The organism is Rhizobium cauense (genome assembly GCF_019511525.1).
Lineage (GTDB): Bacteria > Pseudomonadota > Alphaproteobacteria > Rhizobiales > Rhizobiaceae > Rhizobium > Rhizobium cauense.
In genome coordinates this window covers 124,526-143,025 of record NZ_JAEUAT010000016.1, presented here as the reverse complement: position 1 = coordinate 143,025, position 18,500 = coordinate 124,526, and the positions used below count along the sequence as shown (strand labels likewise).

At 57.3% G+C, this 18,500-nt stretch carries 14 protein-coding genes; 7 read left to right on the top strand and 7 right to left on the bottom strand.

Annotated features, from left to right (window positions below):
- Positions 1 to 359: 359 nt before the first annotated feature.
- On the top strand, positions 360 to 863 hold the full coding sequence (locus tag JNB88_RS25085) for a Dps family protein (protein ID WP_223217316.1): 504 nt from the start codon (positions 360 to 362) through the stop codon (positions 861 to 863).
- 76 nt (positions 864 to 939) lie between these two features.
- Here the strand turns inward: JNB88_RS25085 and JNB88_RS25080 are convergent, their stop codons facing one another.
- On the bottom strand, positions 940 to 2,394 hold the full coding sequence (locus JNB88_RS25080; protein ID WP_220357807.1) for an ATP-binding protein: 1,455 nt from the start codon (positions 2,392 to 2,394) through the stop codon (positions 940 to 942).
- Between the two features lie 840 nt (positions 2,395 to 3,234).
- Here JNB88_RS25080 and JNB88_RS25075 point away from each other — a divergent pair.
- Positions 3,235 to 3,900: a response regulator transcription factor gene (locus JNB88_RS25075; RefSeq protein WP_220357806.1), complete on the top strand. Its 666-nt coding sequence runs from the start codon at positions 3,235 to 3,237 to the stop codon at positions 3,898 to 3,900.
- Here the strand turns inward: JNB88_RS25075 and JNB88_RS25070 are convergent.
- The 5 genes from JNB88_RS25070 to JNB88_RS25050 form a co-directional block, all read right to left on the bottom strand.
- Positions 3,897 to 5,381, bottom strand: a complete 1,485-nt coding sequence (locus JNB88_RS25070; protein WP_220357805.1) for an ATP-binding protein — start codon at positions 5,379 to 5,381, stop codon at positions 3,897 to 3,899. The two genes, JNB88_RS25075 and JNB88_RS25070, sit on opposite strands and share 4 nt — an antisense overlap.
- Positions 5,382 to 5,606: 225 nt before the next feature.
- Entirely contained in the window at positions 5,607 to 5,843 is a 237-nt protein-coding gene (locus JNB88_RS25065; RefSeq protein ID WP_220357804.1) for a hypothetical protein, read from the bottom strand.
- 117 nt (positions 5,844 to 5,960) lie between these two features.
- Positions 5,961 to 6,680 carry a hypothetical protein gene (locus tag JNB88_RS25060; RefSeq protein ID WP_220357803.1) on the bottom strand — a complete coding sequence of 240 codons (720 nt, stop codon included), beginning with the start codon at positions 6,678 to 6,680 and terminating at the stop codon, positions 5,961 to 5,963.
- A 24-nt stretch (positions 6,681 to 6,704) separates the two neighbouring features.
- Positions 6,705 to 7,535, bottom strand: coding sequence for an alpha/beta fold hydrolase (locus tag JNB88_RS25055; RefSeq protein WP_220357802.1), 831 nt, complete (start codon positions 7,533 to 7,535; stop codon positions 6,705 to 6,707).
- Between the two features lie 139 nt (positions 7,536 to 7,674).
- Positions 7,675 to 8,538, bottom strand: coding sequence for an aldo/keto reductase (locus tag JNB88_RS25050; RefSeq protein WP_220357801.1), 864 nt, complete (start codon positions 8,536 to 8,538; stop codon positions 7,675 to 7,677).
- Positions 8,539 to 9,016: 478 nt separating this feature from the next.
- On the opposite strand from JNB88_RS25050, the gene JNB88_RS25045 reads away from it, so the two are divergent.
- The 5 genes from JNB88_RS25045 to JNB88_RS25025 all read left to right on the top strand — a co-directional run bounded on the left by JNB88_RS25045 (position 9,017) and on the right by JNB88_RS25025 (position 16,003).
- Complete coding sequence (locus JNB88_RS25045; RefSeq protein WP_223217315.1) at positions 9,017 to 9,385, top strand: response regulator transcription factor; 369 nt, start codon at positions 9,017 to 9,019, stop codon at positions 9,383 to 9,385.
- Positions 9,386 to 10,041: 656 nt separating this feature from the next.
- Positions 10,042 to 13,899 carry a GAF domain-containing sensor histidine kinase gene (locus JNB88_RS25040; RefSeq protein WP_220357799.1) on the top strand — a complete coding sequence of 1,286 codons (3,858 nt, stop codon included), beginning with the start codon at positions 10,042 to 10,044 and terminating at the stop codon, positions 13,897 to 13,899.
- Between the two features lie 357 nt (positions 13,900 to 14,256).
- A complete protein-coding gene (locus tag JNB88_RS34685; RefSeq protein WP_220357798.1) occupies positions 14,257 to 14,748 on the top strand; it encodes an NAD(P)H-binding protein in 492 nt (163 codons plus the stop codon).
- Positions 14,749 to 14,773: 25 nt separating this feature from the next.
- Positions 14,774 to 15,637 carry an MBL fold metallo-hydrolase gene (locus tag JNB88_RS25030; RefSeq protein ID WP_220357797.1) on the top strand — a complete coding sequence of 288 codons (864 nt, stop codon included), beginning with the start codon at positions 14,774 to 14,776 and terminating at the stop codon, positions 15,635 to 15,637.
- Positions 15,638 to 15,652: 15 nt separating this feature from the next.
- Entirely contained in the window at positions 15,653 to 16,003 is a 351-nt protein-coding gene (locus JNB88_RS25025) for an AAA family ATPase (protein WP_223217322.1), read from the top strand.
- 151 nt (positions 16,004 to 16,154) lie between these two features.
- Here the strand turns inward: JNB88_RS25025 and JNB88_RS25020 are convergent, their stop codons facing one another.
- Positions 16,155 to 18,134: a DNA cytosine methyltransferase gene (locus JNB88_RS25020; protein WP_220357796.1), complete on the bottom strand. Its 1,980-nt coding sequence runs from the start codon at positions 18,132 to 18,134 to the stop codon at positions 16,155 to 16,157.
- Positions 18,135 to 18,500: the final 366 nt, after the last annotated feature.

Here is an 18,500-nt window from a genome sequence, read left to right as displayed (position 1 = left end):
CTATGCTGTCGACCCAGAACACCGCGGCCGACAAGCCAATGGCTAAGCTCAGAAACAGGGGTCTTCGCAGCCGCTCAGTCATACACACGTGCCCTCGTCCAGTCAGCCTCCCAAACGGCCGCCCCCTGCAATGTCGGATACATCTTTATCCATTCTTTGTCGCTCATCATCAAGATGTCCGAAGAGCGGCTTAAGCACGCTGTTGGCGAGGCCATTTTGACGCAGGCTTGACTAGGGCTCCACCGACAGAAAGGCGCGATTGTCCAATAACTAGAGCTCTCCGACCTGCACACTCCACCGGTCCTGAATAGGTCGCGCTACCGCGCGTCTTTATCACGCAGCACCCAATGGAGAACACTATGGACCAAGCGCTTCACAAAGCTTCCTTGAAGACCCCGACCGACCTCGGTGAGAACGCACGATCAGATATCGCTGGAGCGCTCACTGCCTTGCTTGCAGACGTGTTCGCGCTATACCTCAAGACGAAGAATTTCCATTGGCATCTCTCTGGCCCGCATTTCCGGGAATACCACTTGATGCTCGATGAACAGGCGGGACAGTTGATGGCAATGACCGACACGATTGCCGAGCGCGCTAGGAAGATCGGTGGTACGACGCTCCGTTCCGTTGGCCACGCGACACGCCTTCAGCGGCTGCTCGACAACGATGCCGATTTTGTCACCGCCGATGACATGCTCGCCGAACTCAAAAGCGACAACGAGCAGCTCATCGGTATTATGCGAGAAGTCCACGATCTCACCTCCGAGCACCGGGATGTCGCCACGACGAGCCTGCTTGAAGGTTGGGTGGACGAGGCCGAGGGCCGCGTATGGTTCCTGTTCGAAGCAAATCGGAAGGGATGACGCTGCAAGGGCCGTGGTCAGAGCACGGATCTGGCGTCCGCCACGTCGGCGACGTCCTCTCGATATTCCACGGCCTCTATGACAGCCTCGTAAGCTTTCCGGTGGCTGTGGGGGGTCTCTCAAGGCAATATGCCGAATGCGCTTGCCTGCAGGACATTGAAAACGATGATTCATCAAGTTTCTCGCGGGCGTAGTCGCGTGTCGTCAACAGCAGCCGGAAACTTCCTCCCCGCTGTGTTGCCACTAGGAAAGACTTAAGGAAAAGTCCATCGAAAGCGTCGTGGAAAGAATCGACCCGGTCCGTGCTTTCCCAAACGGACAGGGCTGCATCCGTTGTAAATGTGCCCGCGAAGATAGATAGCCTTAAAAGCAATTCCTTTTCGTCACCTGAGAGTGTGGAATAGCTCCAGTCGAGGGTGGCCCGCATTGTTTGCTGACGTGGCGGAGCCGTTCGTCGCCCGCGTCTCAGAAAGGCTATAGGGTCGGCCACCGAACGGTGAAGCGTGGGCAGGTCCATCTCGAACACGCGGGCCGCGGCCAGTTCTATCGCCAAGGGGATGCCGTCAAGGCTGCCAACTATGTCGCCAACAATTTGGAGGTCTTGCCGTCGGGAGATGTCCACCCCGTCGCCTGCCAAGGCTGCCAGGGATAGGAAAAGCTCAACCGCCGGGTAAGCTTCGATATCGGAGCAGTTTTCTGTGTCGGAAGGAAACTCCAAAGGTGGAATTTGCCTCACCTTTTCCATCGGAGTTCTCAGCAGCTCGCGCGTGGTCGTCACGATCTGGGTCGTCGTCGATTCCCGTAAGATCGTCTCCGCCGCGTGCGCGGCAGCGTCCACAACCCTTTCGCAACCATCGAGGAACAACACTGTATCCGTTCGCGAGAGCTCGGCGAGAACCCCGGGGAGGACGACATCGCCGAAGGTGTTGAGCCCAAGGTGTGTGGCGAGCGAAGAAAGAAGAGCGTCTCCATCGGCTAGTGTTGCCAAGTCCAAGAACACGACGCGTTTGCTTTCGGCGAGGACGTTGGCACAGACCACGGCCACGGCGGTTTTGCCGACACCTCCAGGTCCCACCAGAGTCAGGAGGCGGGCGCTCTCCAGCAGTTCGAGAGTAGATCGGACGCATTCTTCTCTACCGACTAGCCTCTTCGGAATTCTTGGTAGATTGCCAGCAAGAGGAGAGGATGCGAGTTGTGGCATTACAACGATGTCATTTTCTCTCGGGATCTGCCGAACATCCCCAGCGAACAGGTAGCCGCGACCCGGGATTGTTTCGACATAACGTCTAGCACGGTCCCCCAGCGTTTTCCTAAGAGCGACGAGGTGAACACGTAGAGATCCTTCATCAACGATGGTTGTCGGCCAGACGTGACTGATCAGCTCCTCTTTCGTCACGACTTCCCCCGCTCTCGAGACAAGGGTCGACAGGATGTCAAAGGCCCGACCGCCAAGTCGCAACGGTTGCCCATGCTCGGTCAGTCGGCGTTGTTCGATGTCAATTTCGTAATTGTCGAACTGCAGCAGCGACATAGCGGATGCCTTTCGGATTAGTCGCAAGATAGATGCATTCTGACCGCAGCGATTATTTTAGCCGGGTCCACACACTTTCCGGCGTCGCCCCAACGCGATCCATCTGATGTTAGCGCGGCTGTCCATCAGGTGCGTCGCCGGAAAATGCGGCGCTACGCGTGAGCGTTTGAAACCATTTAGGCGCGAAACGCGGCCGATTGGCTCACAGTCAGACAGGACGGGGAAAACAGTCCGAGCCTCGCTGCAACGATAAGCCGCAATCTTCCGACGATCACAGAGTGGACCGACCAATGTCGTACCCGAGCGTCGGCGCGGGCGCGTTGAGGCAGGCGCTTTGTCCAGGCCATGACGCCGCAGTACTGTGCATTCTCGATGTTGAGTGCCTGTGTCTTCGTGCCGAGGCAGAAAGAGCGGATTTGGATTCATTATTGCCTCATCTCGCCATACGATACGATAAATGCCAAAAATTATATGACTGCCATCATAAGGCTTCGGTTTTGCGCAAGTTATGTCATCCGCCTTTCCACCAGCTTCTGATAGCTCGGTCGGCGAGCGGTGCGAGCGGAGGGCGGACACCCGGGCGCAGCCTTTTCCCACCTTCACCGAAAATGTGAGCTAGAGCATGTGAAATGTTGTTAAGTTTGAGTTTCCTGGAAGTTATTCGGAGCCAGATCAGTGGTGCCGCGGAGCGCCCCTGATACCGGCGCATAGGAGCATTATTCCGAAGCAATTCCAACGCATGAAAGCGCGTTACTGAATTGCAACGGCGAACGTCCCGAGCTAAATCTTAGTGCACACGGTTCAAGTTTCGGCGAAGTCCGTATAGGGCTAAGCGAACCAATGAGGGTCAAGGGTCTCGCAGTGCAAGAGAAGTCGTTATCATCCCCGCTTATTCGTATCGTCGATGACGACAATTCCGTACGTGTGTCCCTCATCGACCTATTCAGCTCAATGGATTTGAACGCTGTAGCATACGATTCGCCCAAAGCGCTGCTTGAAGCCGACAATCTCGATACGCCGGGCTGCATCGTGCTCGACGTACGTTTCTCTGGAGCAAGTGGTCTCGATTTCCAGTCCGACCTGCAGAAGGCTGGAAATAGGATGCCCATAGTAGTCGTGACGGGGCATGGGGACATTCCCATGACGGTCAGGGCAATGAAAGCCGGGGCAATCGACTTCCTCACCAAACCCTTCAGAGAGCAGGATTTGATTGACGCGGTAACAGGCGCGATCAAACGCGACGAGACGATAAGGGCGCAGTCGCAATCGCGAGCGAACATCGAAAAGCTTTGGGAGAGCCTCACTCCAAGGGAGGTCGAGGTAATGAACGCCGTCGTCAACGGTTACATGAACAAGCAGATTGCGGGTCAGCTTGGGATTAGCATGGTGACCGTAAAGCTCCACCGCTCGAACCTGATGAAGAAGATGCGAGCGCGGTCGGTCGCTGATTTGGTCAAGAAGGCGGAGCTGCTTGCTCAGCAGCCCGTAAATCAATTGAAAAATTAGGCGGCCTGGCCAACTAGCTGGAGTGCGAGAAGGTTGGATTGCGGCGCGATATTTCGAGCCGGATAGGGAGGACGATATGCGGATTCCGCAGCCACGTGCTCCATCTTCTCCGCGGGGTAGCCGACAGCACTCATCCGCTGCTTTTCCAACGCGTATTCCCTGATCAACCTAGGGAGTGAATAGCTGCCGCCCCGCTGTTGAGAATCGACGAGCGATTTGACGACAAGGCCATCAAATGCCTCTTCGAAGTCGGACGGTCCGAAGTAACATCCGTATCGTTCGCGTGCGAGTTCCCTGGTGAACTCGCCCCCGAAGCTGGAAAGTAGGCCTAGAAGCGCCTGCATCTTACTGTCGAGCAAGTCATAGCTCCAGTCGATGCTTGCCCGGAGAGTTTGTTGGCGTGGATGGGCTGTCCGGTTGCCCCGCCGTAGCGTTCTGAGAGGACGATCAAGCGAAGCGACCAGATATTCTAGGCCGAGGTCCGCGACGCGGGAGGCGGCGAGCTCGATAGCCAGTGGATTGCCATCGGTCATGCGCACCACGTCCGCAGCGAGCTTAATGTTACCGGGACCGTCGATAGCGAACTCTTCCGCAACCATGGAAACACGTTCGGCGAAGAGCTGAATTCCACTGAATGCCGCCAGATCGTCGATTTCCTGTTCCGCTTCCGGAACGGCAAGGCCAGGGAGGTAAAGAACGTTTTCGCCGATGATTCCAAGAGGCTCCCGGCTAGTGGCAAGAATTGCGGCGTCGGAGTTCCTGTCGGCGATGGACTCGGCAATCAAAGCGACGCGATCGATCGACCAGTCGCATCCATCGATAATGAGGAGTACGGATTCCCCGCTAAAGCTTTCTATGGCTTGGCTGAGCATACCGGAGGTCAGGGTACGCGCTTTCAATGCCAAAGCCAGTGGGCACGGCGAGTCATTTGCCCGATCGGCGACGTCTACAAATTGGACTCTCTCGTACGCATTTTGGACGCAGCGCGCGATCTGGATCGCCATGGAGGTCTTTCCAATCCCTCCTTGTCCAACGATGGTCGTAATGCCAGCACCAATGTTATCCGACCACCTCGCGATCAAGTCCTCCCGTCCGACGAGGCGAGCGCAAGCGTTTGGCAGCACGTCGGGCTGATGCATACGAGAGGCGGAACCGAGGTTTTCGTGGCCATCTAGTTTTGTAACAGGCGGAGTGAATGTGTAGCCGCGCCCGGCGACATTCTCGATCATGCTACCAGGATTGACGCCATCCAACACTTTGCGAAGGGCGACGATGTTGACGCGAAGGGAGCTCTCTTCAACATGCGTGTCGGGCCACGCGGCCTCCATCAACTCGGCCTTGGAAAGGATCTGCCCCTGTTTCGAGGTCAGAGCTGTCAAGATATCGAAAGCTCGCGATCCGATGCGAACTTCTCTATCCCGACGCTTGAGGCTTCGGCTTTGAGTATCCATTTCGAAATCGTCAAACAGCAAGATCGTCATTGTCCACCTGTGCCCACTTTCGCATCGATCCGGGATTTTGTCCGATCGATCCTTGGGTAGAAGCCTGAAACAGCGCTGTTCTACGCTGCCTCATGCAATCGATATACGACTGCGGGCGGGGAACAATTGTACTGTGGTTTGGCACGACCTATTCCTAGAGACAGGTTAGGCATGCGGAGGAAGATGTTCTTTATGGGTGGAGCGACTTAGGAGAGACTGAGCGAGTTACTGAACCCGTGCCGGGATAGACAAATCGAGATAACGTTGAGCCGGGTAGCCGTTAGACACTTTGCGCGTTTCAGCGGTGTTCGCAGCATTCTTTGCGGTGAGGCGCTCCGCCTGTCTTCGGGCGGCTGCCTCAAGAAACTCGGCGAAGCAGCGCCTATCAATCCCGTCGGCGGCGTTGACAAGCCCAATCATGTTGTCGGCGATGGCCTCTTGGAGCGTGAAACTCTCGGTCATAGGTAAACTCCGGTGTGTCTGTTGATCCCGCTCACCGCCGCAGTTGCCGGGTATCGGCGATGCCGTTGACGAGAAACACCGGGCGCGGTGAGTTACCGCCGCCCGGTGACGCTTGTCTCAAGAAAGCTGGATGTCGTGAAGGTCGATAGAAACCACGAGCGGCTCGGCCATTGACTGGCCGTCCGGCTGTCTCGGAAAAATGCGACGGCTCGTCGGAATCTTGATGCCCTGAACTTCCGTGTAGGCGTCGATGTAGTGAGCCCCTGGGGTATTGCCAGCGATCTCGACGTCGTAGTCGTGACGCTTCAGGAGGCCGTCGTCACCGAAGTAGATCGTCTGGACAGTGCTGTGCGTCGCGATGTCGTCCGGAAACGTGATCTTGAGTCTGTGCCAGATTTCGCCCTTCTCGGACCAATCCGGCAGCTCTTCGACCACCACGCCGTCGCGGACAAGCAGAAACGGCATATTGAGATACGTCCACATCGCGATGCCCGCAAAATAGGCGAGCTGGAGCTCGCTCCACGGCGTCTCCAGGGTATGCCCCGCGAAAGACAAACGTGGATCGCGAAGTTCTTCGAGAATTTTGCCTTGAGCGTTGCTCAGAGCAACCCTGCCGGGCTCGAAACTCGACGCCTTTGCCTCGGCCCCAAAGGGCGAATGGGACGCCCACTCTCTAACCAGGTCAACGGTGACGCTGGTCTCGGAAAGAGTCGTCGGCTGCCCCTTTAGGGTCCACAGTGCGCCGCCCTGTACAAGGCGAGCCTTGAGAAAGGAGAACTTTTTCCATTGTTCGAGGCCGCCATGGGCGTCGAGGATGTTGCTTACAAGCGAGTTCATTGCATTGTCCTTTTAGTTTCTGTGTTAGAGTTCGAGGAAGGTTTTGACATGCGCCACGAATGTTTCTGGTTGCTGGAAAAGCGCGCCATGTCCTGAATCCGGATAGAGAACCAGCGTCGCGTCCGGTATGTTTTTGAACATCGCGTAGGCGTTGTCCGACGGGAACATTGTGTCGTCGCTACCATGCACAATGAGCGTGGGGGTCTTGATGGCCTTCATTGCTTGGTGGTCAGGATCCGGTTGGGCGCACCAGCTGATGATTGCCTTTGCTTGTGGGACACTAACAGAATCTCCCTTGTCAGGATCGCGGTCATGCGTGCGTGCCAGCGCTCTCTCAACAAAGGCTTTGCCCGCAGATTGGCTCCTGTCCGATGGTGTAAAAAACAATGGTAAGCGAACGTCGGAAGCCTTCCTCTCGAAGGCTTCAGCCACGACCTTGAGGAGGTGCTCCTCGCCTCCCATTGGCGCACTGCCTGCTACCACCATCCTGCCGATCGCGACGTGTCGCCGAGCCGCCATCACTTGCGCGAGGAAACCTCCCAGGGAGAAACCCAGAAGATCGACCTCACCTAAGCCGAGCGCGGTAATGAAACCTTCCGCAAATCCTGCCATGTCCTCGACGTTGTCGGGCGTGGTGCCGCCGGAAGCGCCGACCCCAGCATTGTCTAACACGAACACTTCGCTAACCTCTGCGAGAGCGTTGACAACGGCGGGATCCCAGTCGTCAATGGTTCCGGTAAAATGCTGCAGAAGTACCAGTTTTCTTGCGTATCGATGCCCGATCCGGCGGTAAGCAAGCCTGGCACCTTGCACGTCCACAAATTCGGTTACTGCGGTTTCGAGAGTGGCGGTCATTTCAGGTCCTCATAGTTTTTTACAGGGCGGCAGCGCGGGGAGACGGTTTCAGGCAACGGTGAGCCCGCAGCAGAACGAAGGGAGTTTGTGTGAGACGGCCGCGTCGTTCACGGCCAGCAGCTTGAACGCTACGCTTCCTTCAGCGGACGCTTTGGTCCAGTTCCCGGAATTCGTCGTCGGAAAGCTGGAGACGGGCCGCTGCCACGTTCTGCTCGAGGTGGTCGACCTTTGAGGTTCCTGGGATCGGTAGCATGACCGGGCTGCGCTTGAGCATCCATGCAAGCGCGATCTGACCCGGTGTCGCGAAATGTTGCTTCGCGAGCGCATCGAGAACGCCCCCCGGGCGAACGAGATCGCCCGCGGCAAGGGGAAACCAGGGAATGAAGCCGATACCATTGCTTTCGCAGTAGCTGAGAACGTCCTTGCTTCCGCGGTCGACGAGATTGTAGCGGTTCTGGACCGTGGCGACCTTGAAGTAGCGTGAGGCGATCTCGATCTCGGAGACCGAAACCTCGCTTAGACCCGCGATGGCAATCACGCCTTCGTTGAGGAGCTGTTGGATGGCGCCGAATTGATCCTGCATGGGGACGCGCGGATCGATCCGGTGCAGCTGCCACAGTCCGATCTGTTCGACCCGGAGCTTCTTGAGACTGCTCTTTGCACGCTCGACAAGATATTCGGGCCGACCGTGCGGCATCCACTGATCGGGGCCCGGCCGCCGAAGTCCTGCCTTGGTAGCAACCAGGATATCGCGGCGACCTGCCAGAGCTTCTCCGATCAGTTCTTCCGCGACGTCCGGACCATACGAATCCGCGGTGTCTATGAAGTTCACGCCTAGTTCAGGCGCTCGGCGAAGGGTAGCCAGCGCCTGTTGACGGTCTGCCGGAGGACCCCAGACCCCGCGACCTGTGAGGCGCATGGAACCAAACCCCAGCCTGTTTACAACAAACTCGCCGATTTTGAAGCTCCCAGAGAAGCTCCCGATTGTCTTGGTATCATCCATTTTTCATGCTCCCATTTCCGGCGGCCCTATTGGCGCGGGCTTTCGGTCGTTTCTTGGTCATGCCAATTGGCTCGATGGAAGCAGAGTACGACGCCGACGCCGATCTTTATTGTACCATCGCGCACGTCGGATTTTCCTCTCTCCTCTCTCCTCTCTCCTCTCTCCTCTCTCGTCGTCTCTCGTCTCTCCTCTCTCCTCTCTCCTCTATACCTAGAGCTAGGTGGACTGGGATATCGGTTCTGATAGAATAGCCCGAACAATCGGGTCAGGCGGATGGAACTCGTGTGGGTTGAGTTCCAGAAATCGGGTCCGTGCGTTCACCTCTAAGCTCGTAGGCTCCAAAGCATTATGTGTCAGGTTCGACCGCCGTTATCTTGGGTAGTTTTAGTTGAACGGCTGAGCCCGGACTGCGCTGCGCTATAACAATGCCGGAAAGCCTTTGCGGCTTTTCCTAGAAGGGCTATCGGAGCCAAATGAATTGCTGACGATCGCCATAGTTGAGGACGATGACGGAATCCGGATCGCGTATGCGGACTTGATGTCGTCCTATGGATACGAGGTCAGGGCTTTCGCTTCTGCCGAGGAGTTCATCGCCTCAAACTGCCAGAGCGAAGTCGAGTGTCTTATTCTCGACCAACGGCTTCCGGGATTGAGCGGCCTGGAGCTTCAGGCACTGCTCAAGCGAGAAAAGTGTACTCTGCCGATTATTTTCGTGACCTCGCATGACGATGATGTCACGAGAGCCAGAGCGCTTGAGAATGGAGCAGTGCATTTCCTCAATAAGCCAATTGATCCGGACGAACTCGTGAGGTGTGTGGCGGAAGTGCCTGGTCGCGATCAGACATAGCGATATGGAATGCGGCGGAGCCTCGGATTTGCGCTGGTCGACGCTCGCTTCATCATCCCCTCATTCTTGCCTAAACCACGTGGTCCTATCCTGTTCCGGGGCAAGGTGAAGGCGGGCGAGGCGATCACTGATGGAAAAGGTTTCCGCGCCGTAGTCGCTGTGGGCAGCGTTGGCTGGCTACTGGCCATCTGTGCCGCGAGCGTCTTGGTTCTCGGTGTCGCCGCATTGGCGTTTAGGTGGCGCTGGCGGGGATGACGGACTGATTTGCTTCCCGGTTGCTACGAGCATTTTCCTCTTAGGATCAAACAAGCACGGTTCCCAATCGCAAGCATCGGTGCCAAAACAATATCAGCTTCGGCTTGAAAGTATGGTCATAGAGCGAACGGATGTCATCCCAAGTCAAAATTTCCAGTCAACCGGGCGATCGTAATGCGGTTACCACCGACGCCAAAGGTCATGGGAGCTTTTACACGGCGTTGAACGCGGCTAAACGCCGCCTGGCTGCCGCTGATCTCACGGCATCCGAGCGACATATTCTGCGTGCGTCGGCATTGGCCGAGACAAAGGTTGAAAAGGCCGAGATTTGCTGTCTGAAGATAGATTGGCATCTTCGTAGATCGGAGGTTCCCGAAAGTGTCGCCGCAGGTCTGACGTGCTTGAAAGAGTTAGGCCTCGACATCCCGCTCCGGCCAGACCAAATCGATCTTGAGACCGCCACCATCAGCGTGTGGGAGCGACTATATGGAAGGCCTGTAGAAGAACTCGTCTATCTCCCTAAGATGGAAAACCCAGAGGTGGAGGCGGTGATCAGTGTCCTCTCTGCCATGACGAATTCCGCGCAGTTGACAGACGAAAGGCTGCTGGGCGTCACGCTCAGCCATATGGTCAACCTGACCCTCGACCACGGCATCACAAAAGCGGCCGTACTCGCTTTCGGTCTGTTCGGTTTTTTTCTCAGCAATCACTTCGGTCGCTATCAAGACGGTCTGAAGTTCTGCGAGGCCGCGCGAAACCTGGTGAACGTTCACAGCTTCTGGGAGCACGAAGTCAAGGCAATTAGCTACGTCGAACTTGTCGCAGTATGGGCCCGTCCCCTGCGAGCGGTCATAGAGCTGACAAGATCGTGCATAGCGGCTGCCGCTGTTAGCGAAGACATCCCCTACGCCTGTTACGCACGGGTACGCATCGTCACCTACAGATTGGCTCAAGGCGACAGCCTTGTCGACGTTTCGGCAGAGCTCGACAGTTCCGAAGGATTCGTGGAAAAAGCGAGCTTTTCAGCTCCGCTGATGGCTTTACACTCGCAGAGAGCCTTCGTGGCGACGATGATGACCGGACCCGGAGCCGAAGACATATTCAACCGCGATGGCTTCGACGCCCGCGCTTTCGAAGCCAAATTCGTGCCAGAGCAGACGCCGACCTACATCTGTTTCTACTGGATCCTGAAGGCTCACACGTCCTTTATCTACTGCGATTTCGATAAGGCCGCGGACGCGGTAGGGCGAATTTCCGGCCTTGTTTGGGCATGCACCGGACACCTCCAGCTAGCTAGTTATCACTTACTCGCAGCGCTGGCACTCGCTGCGGTGTTCAAGAATGGCGCCGAGACAAGAGCCGTGATCGTCGGCCACGTGGATTGGCTTGCCCGGTGGGCGGAAACATGCCCCGAGACATTCCAGAGCAAGCGCTTACTCGCTCTTGCCGAGCTCGCCCGGATTGACGGCGACTCGAAGCGAGCCGAGCGTCTTTACGAGCAGGCGATCGATGCCGCGGCGCGGTTCGGCCTGCTTGCCGACGAGGCGATGGCATGCGAGGTCGCCGGGCGGTTCTATCGGGCATCCGGTATGGAACAGTCGGCGAAATCCCATCTCATGAGGTCAAGAGATTGCTATCTCCGGTGGGAAGCTAGGGGCAAAGTCGCGCAGCTCGAAAGCACCTATTCCGAGCTCTTGGCGAGCGAGGTCCAGAGGCGGTCGCCGATAGTCGGCGAACGCGGTCACTTGGAAACCGTTCTTGAGGTTTCGCAGAGCATGTCTGCCACCATCGGCTACGGTCCACTCGTCGAGGTCATCCTCAAAACGGCGATGGATATATCCGGAGCGGAAAAGGCGACGCTGATCGAAGTGGACAACCACGAAGTCTTGACCACCGCTACCGGAGCCCGCCAAGGCGCCGAAGTAAACCTTGTTGTCGAGCGCAAGCTGGATACAGAAGAAGCGTTTTTCAGACCCGCTATCCTTGAGGTAACAAGGACGCTGGAACCCCTGTCGGCAAAAGGTGGCGCAACCTTCGGATCTGGTGTCGAGGGTGAAGGGCTTTCCCGCCATGGTGGTCACTTTTTCCCACTCGTGAAGAAGTCGCGACTAATCGGCATTCTTCATCTTTCGAGCATTCGGGAGGAGGGGCAATCCGGACAAGACGCTCTCTCTATGCTGATGGCAATCGCGCCGCATGCTGCAATCGCGCTCGACAACGCAAAGCTGTTTGCAGAACTGGAGATGGAGAAAGCCGATCTCGCCGAACGCGAGCACGAGCTCCGGATGGCGAACGATACCATGCCCTCGATGACTTGGAGTGCCGATGCCAACGGGGCAAACGAATGGTTCAACAAGGAATGGTACAAATACACCGGGCTGACTCCCGAGCAAGCGTGTAACGGCGGCTGGAAGTATGTCTTTCATCCCGACGACCGGGCGGAGTCGGCAGCCACATGGCACCGCATCGTCACCAAGCGCGAGATGAGCGGGCTTGAGGCCCGAAAGCGGCGGCACGATGGCGAGTATCGATGGTTCATCGTCAGAGCGAAGCCCCACTGCGACGCCACAGGACGGATCGTGAGATGTTATGGCGCCGAGAGTGACATCGACGACCTCAAGAGAGCTGAAATCCTTCTGGCGGGGGAGAAGCGGTCTTTCGAGATGATGACAACCGAACAGCCGCTTTCGACAATTCTGGATTCCCTCTGCCAGACGCTGCTTGTGCTCACGGATGCTTCGTTTGTAACCGTCATGCTTCAAGACGAAGAGGGACGTACGCTGCAACCGGGCGGTGGGCATAAGATGCCGGAAGGTTTCAGCGAGGCAGTGTGTGGAATTCCCGTCGGGCCCGAGTTCGGGTCTTGCGGAACAGCTGCTTTCCGGCAAGAGCCAGTGTGGGTCGACAACGTCGATATTGACCCCCGTTGGGATTGCGCGCGCGATCTTATTGATCGTTTCGGTTTCAAGGCTTGCTGGTCAACTCCAATAATGTCTGGTCGCGGGTCGGTATTAGGCACGGTCGCCGTCTATTCAAACACGCCCCGCTCCGTAGGAGATCGCGAACGGCAGGCCATCGACCGCTTCACCCAGCTCGCGAGCTTCGTCCTAGAACGCAAACTCTCCGAGGACGCGCTCAAGAAAAGCGAGGCCATGCTGGCGGAAGGACAGCGCATTTCGCACACGGGTAGCTGGGCCTGGAACGTGTCGACAGACAAGCTTGAATGGTCCGAGGAGCACGGCAACATCTTCGGCTACCACGTCTCCGAGGTCGGAGGAACGGTGGCTGACATGCTTGCGAGAATGCTTCCTGAAGAGGCCGCCATCGTGAAGAATTCCATGCGGGAAGCGGTTGCCGAGAAAAGGGATTTCCAGTTCGAATACCAAGCGACACTTCCGGACGGAAACGTCATCCAGCTGCTGTCCACCGGGCGTGCCGTGACCGGGGTGTCAGGCGACGTGACGGGTTATGTCGGAACGACGATGGACATCACCGAGCGCAAGCGGGTCGAGACCGAACTCTTGAGAAGCGCGGCACACTTGAGAGAGGTCCAAGCGGAACTCGAGCATGTCACCCGCGCGACGACGATGGGCGAGCTTGCCGCCTCGATAGCACACGAAGTTAACCAGCCGTTGACGGGGATCGTCGCAAGCGGCGGAGCCGCCCTGCGCTGGCTGTCGAAGGCGACGCCCGATGTGGTCAAGGCGAGAGAAAGCCTGAAGAACGTCATAGACGATAGCAGACGTGCCAGCGAGATATTCACCAGAATTCGCAAGATGTTCAGGAAGGAGATGGGCTTGGTCGAGCCGATCGCCATGGCCGAGCTGGTAGGCGATGTCATTTCCCTGACGCGTGGAGAACTCCAGAAGAACAAGGTCGTGCTCAAGCTTGAAATTCCCGACGGAATTCCGGCGATACCAGTGGACCGCGTCCAGCTGCAACAGGTCTTCGTAAATCTCATTCTCAACGCCATCGAGGCGATGAGAGAAACGCCGGACAGGGACAGAACTCTCACCATTGACGTTGCGTTGAATGATGAATTCATGACCATCGGGTTGAACGACAACGGGCCTGGCGTTTCTTTAGACCGTGCCGAGAACATTTTCCGGCCGTTCGAAACTACTAAGATCAACGGCATGGGTATGGGGCTTTCGATCTGCCGCACCATCGTCGAGAGCCACGGTGGTCAAATGCGTCTGGCGCAGGCAGGAGTGCCGGGTTGCCGCTTCGAATTCACCCTGCCCATCAGGGTTGCCTAGATGTGTAGCGACGCATCTTGCTCGAAGCGTTTGAGCATCCACTGAAGGGAACGTCAGTTCAGTTGTAGCTTACGGGCACCGCATGACACGTTAGAGCCACTCCCAACTGACTAATGACACCGAAGCGTCGTCTGCCCGCCGGTAGCGCACTGGGGACAGCAACGGTGGCGTCATGTAAACTAAATCCAAACCAATCGGACGAGCCCCACGCTCAGGACGACTAGAACGATCACTAATCTCCTCAAAGGCCGAATCTTACTATTTTCTTGTGAAGGCCCTCGCTACTTAGTGCTGGCGCGACGCTGGCAGCGCTGCGCAGGGTAGCGGTTGATTGCGGTGACACCAAAAGGGGTCGGAATGATGGTAGATCATCATTTCCAAAAGAGTGGGCAACCCGTCATCGGGGTAGCGGGAGCGACTGGTCGAATCGGACGCCATCTGGGGAAGTGGCTTCTCGTCAAACCAGTGCACGTGAAGGAGCTTACGTGCGACTCAAACTCGGAGCGGCTGCCGAGGGGCTTGGATCGAGTCTTGGTGGATTTCGATGATCCGGAGACGCTTGCGAAGGCACCTGAAGCCACGGACCGTCTGCAGGGAGCTTCTCCGCATCAGGCGCGAAATGAGGTTGCCCTCATCGATGCCGCCGTCTCCGCTAGTGTTTCGCATTTCGTCAAGGTATCGGCGATGCGGCCTCCAACGCGTCTTCATGCGTTTGATAGGCACATGCAAATCGAAGCTCACTTGGTGACCAATGATATCGGGTACACCGTCCTGCGAGCCATTCTCGCCAGGGTAGCCACTTGGCTGCGTTCCGCAGCTAGCAGACGTTCAGCCGATGCAACCCTTTAACACCTTACTCGAACGGAGCTGGTACATGACCGATGCCCATAACCAATCTGAGCTTCAGTGGGAACTGTTCATTCGGAAGCGGGCCAGTGCGACACAGGGTGTCCCGCCAGGCAAGGAAGAACTGACTTGGGTGGCCAATACCGTTACGTTAATTTCAGGAAAGCATGAAGCCGTGCTAGTGGATACGTTCCTCAGCGATGTCCACAATGCAGAGCTTGCCGACTGGATCGACTCCAAAGGTAAGACCTTGCGAATGATCTATTGCACCCACGCGCATCCTGACCATTTTTTCGGGCTGACAATGCTGCTCAGTCGCTTCCCTGATGCAGAAGCCAAAGCTATGCCTAATGTCGTAGCAGCCATGCGCGCGACGTCTTCCCCTGAAGAACTTGAGCGCAACTGGAAGCGTCGCTTTCCGGGACTGGTGCCCGAACATCTCACCGTGGCGCAGAGCATGACGGGTCATGCGTTCGAGCTAGAGGGACATGAACTCCAGGTCGTCGACATGGGACACACGGACACGGACGACACCACAGGCCTCTATATCCCTTCGCTCGACCTCCTCATCGCCGGAGACGTTGTTTACAACGAGACCCATGCTTTTCTAGTGGAAACGGATAGAGCAGGCCGCCAAGCTTGGCTCGCGGCTCTTGAGAAGGCGGCATCGCTTAACCCTAAAACCGTCATTGTGGGGCATGGTCCGCTCGAACCTGACAACAGTCCGGCACATATTGAAGCCACACGGCGCTACATCCTCGACTTCGACAGACTTGACCGGGAGACAGAGACAGCGGAGGAACTTTACGACAAGATGCTGGCGATCTACCCTGACCGGGTCAACCCAGGTTCCCTCTGGGGCAGTGCACATGCCGCGAAGAAGATTGCTTGATCCACGGACTTCAAACTGATCGACGAGATCGACTCTACCGGGGACAGAGGCGCCTTTTCCGGTCACAACGCTAAATACAACATTGAAGTGGTCAACGCGCTGCTTGAGCTCCTCGAAGGATCCGCGGGCCGGATTGGCGTCGCCGTTATAGGGGCTACGAACTATCCCGACAAAGTCGATCCGGCGCTTCGAAGGCCGGGTCGACTAGATCGCCATTGTGCATTGGAGCTTCCGGATCTCGAAACAAGGGCGGCGCAAATTGCACGGCTTCACTTGGGTGATGAGCCTATCGCAACGGAGGATCTTCGCACGGTCGCGATTTCCAGGGTCGGGCGCTCTGGCGCCGCCCTTACGCAGTATGTATAGCCGACGCCAGGCGTAAGGCCAGACGTCTGGGCAGACCGGTGGAGGCGACTGACATCCTCGCGCTTGTGCCACCCGTCCGGTTGCTCGCCAACATGAATCCTGCTCGTGACGGCGCAAGGACCTCTGAAAATCGCGTCATAGTGGTTCATATCTAAACCCGGTCCAGGATAGGATGTTTCCATTCCGTCAGATCCACGTCCGGCGTTTGCATCGATGGTGTCGAGACAGTCATTCTCTTCGGAGCGGACGTCGAATTGCTGCGATATAACGGAGCTCGCATAACCACATCGATATCGAAGTCGATATCCTCAAGCGCGGAATAAAGAGCCAATCCGACTGCCTGCGCCGCGCGGGGAGGGAACGCATTCGCAATTTGCTGATCCCGATGGCCTAAGGAGCCCTCGAACAACCACTCGTCGGGGAAGCCTTGGATCCTTGCGCGCATACGCTCGGTTAGGCCGGGCATGAAACCTGGCGCCGCCGCTTCGGTTGCTGTCGGAGCCTTTTGCGGCCTACGGCCGGCGTCGATTTCGATCGTCTTCCAGGCGTTCGAGAAGTTGCGGGGCGCGTTGCTCCTGTAGCCAACCAGGGTGGGCGTTACCACACCGCGGTCGATGGCTCCGTCGCGCAGCACGTTCGTCGATCGACGCCGTTCTGCCCAGCCCTTGGCGCCGACCCAACCGTTTGCTCCCATCAAATCAAGCAAGGCATCGCCGATGTTCAAGCGAAAATCCGGCGAATGCTCGGGGAGCCGGAACGTTCGAATCTCTTCACTCTTGCGTATCCCGACGACGATGATCCTCTCACGTCTCTGCGGGACTCCCCAATCCTGCGCGTCGAGCTTTACGATCTGAACGTCATAGCCCGCGCGCCCGAAAAGTCGGATCAAAACGTTTCGGTAGCGGGCATGGGTCACCTGCGCGAAGCCCGATACGTTTTGGAACGCGAACATCCTTGGCATCATCTCGCGGACTGCGCGGACACCGGAAAGGAACAACTCGCGGTCGTCGTCCTCGCCCTTCCTAGCTCCGAGGATCGAATAGGGTTGGCAGGGCAGACCTCCGACAACGACGTCCACGCCACGATATTGGGTGAAGTCGACATTGCGGATATCGGCTTCGAGCACATTGAGCGAGGGCATATTGCGGCGAAGCGTGGCGGCGGCCTTCGGATTCATCTCTACGGCTGCGAGATGGTCGAAACCGGAAGCGTGCATGCCGAGAAGCATCCCGCCAGCGCCCGCGCAGAGTTCGACGGCGGTCAGGCGGCGTGGCGCGGATATCCGAAGCTTTCTGTTGCTATTGCGGGGTCGTGTATGAAGAGGGAGACGGCCAATCACGCCGGACAGCACTGAAAGCGCGTTGACCAATTCATGCCGCTCTCCGTCGCCTTCTTCGCCGAAGGCCGTGTGGCCTCGACCGAACTGGCCGCGCGCAAGGTACTGCAGCGCGTGGCGGGCGCGGCCAAAACGACGAGCGGGATCGTCTTCATCCAGGTTGATCCAATCGGCGGCAGCGAGTTGATCGCTGCCAAACAGCCGATCGAAGTCTGCCAGTATCCCATTCGCAGACTTCATGCGAACGCGTTTCAGGCGTTCGTAATCTTCAAGGCTCCGTTCGGGGTGCAGATCATAGAGTCCCCTCATCAGTTTAGCGACGCGCTCATCGAGCGCTTCAACGGCCACCAACGCCTTTGCGGAGACTGCGCGGGCAACCATCCGCGAGCGCTTCGTCTCCCACTGGGCGTGTAATGAAGTACGATCCCGGCGAAGGCGGTTACGGATCTTGGAGACGTCAGCTGACGTAACTACCGATCCCGCGGCAATCGTCGCAAACGCGATTTCACGCGTTTCGGCACTGGCCGCTGCAAGTGAGCGCATCGAGGAAAGCGAAAGGCGCTTGCGGGCGTTCTTCGAAAGACGTCCGTCGAGCTTGGCGCGCAGCCCGGCAAAGAACCTGATGTCGGAAGGAGCCAGACCGCACTCGACGCGAAGCTGCTCGCGAACCTCCTTGAGAGGTGCTGCTTTCTCGAGATCGTCGAAGGCGTCGGACATCCGCATTGCCAGGCCAATCATGTCCCGCTGCAACGACATGATTTTGTTTTTCGCTGCCCCGAATGCTTCCAGATCCATTCCCGCTACTCCATATGCGTGCATGTCTGTCCCATATCGGCACGGCCATTAAGGTCCAGGGAAAGGATTCGATAAAATCCGACCGATCATTGACTTTAAGGATTCGTCGGCGCCTAACCCGGTTGAAACCGCGGCTGACCAATATCGCTGAGTGAGGCAATTCGAGAAACAGTCCCCACCACTCGGCGGCGTCCTCGTTCAGCCATCCTGAGTGCAGAGCCATCATCTATTCTTCGAATGTGCATGGTCCGACAGGGCGCACCAACAAGTGGCTATCAGCAAACCGCGGCCTCAGTCGGATGTCATCGAGGTCGTCAACGATGCGCTGAAGGATACAACTTGGTCACCAAGGACGGTGATGACATG

Bases quoted from the DNA above. Each gene is read 5' to 3' on its own strand.
- JNB88_RS25085 (WP_223217316.1), top strand. From the start codon at position 360: ATGGACCAAGCGCTTCACAAAGCTTCCTTGAAGACCCCGACCGACCTC.
- JNB88_RS25080 (WP_220357807.1), bottom strand. From the start codon at position 2,394: ATGTCGCTGCTGCAGTTCGACAATTACGAAATTGACATCGAACAACGC.
- JNB88_RS25075 (WP_220357806.1), top strand. From the start codon at position 3,235: ATGAGGGTCAAGGGTCTCGCAGTGCAAGAGAAGTCGTTATCATCCCCG.
- JNB88_RS25070 (WP_220357805.1), bottom strand. From the start codon at position 5,381: ATGACGATCTTGCTGTTTGACGATTTCGAAATGGATACTCAAAGCCGA.
- JNB88_RS25065 (WP_220357804.1), bottom strand. From the start codon at position 5,843: ATGACCGAGAGTTTCACGCTCCAAGAGGCCATCGCCGACAACATGATT.
- JNB88_RS25060 (WP_220357803.1), bottom strand. From the start codon at position 6,680: ATGAACTCGCTTGTAAGCAACATCCTCGACGCCCATGGCGGCCTCGAA.
- JNB88_RS25055 (WP_220357802.1), bottom strand. From the start codon at position 7,535: ATGACCGCCACTCTCGAAACCGCAGTAACCGAATTTGTGGACGTGCAA.
- JNB88_RS25050 (WP_220357801.1), bottom strand. From the start codon at position 8,538: ATGGATGATACCAAGACAATCGGGAGCTTCTCTGGGAGCTTCAAAATC.
- JNB88_RS34685 (WP_220357798.1), top strand. From the start codon at position 14,257: ATGATGGTAGATCATCATTTCCAAAAGAGTGGGCAACCCGTCATCGGG.
- JNB88_RS25030 (WP_220357797.1), top strand. From the start codon at position 14,774: ATGACCGATGCCCATAACCAATCTGAGCTTCAGTGGGAACTGTTCATT.
- JNB88_RS25020 (WP_220357796.1), bottom strand. From the start codon at position 18,134: ATGGATCTGGAAGCATTCGGGGCAGCGAAAAACAAAATCATGTCGTTG.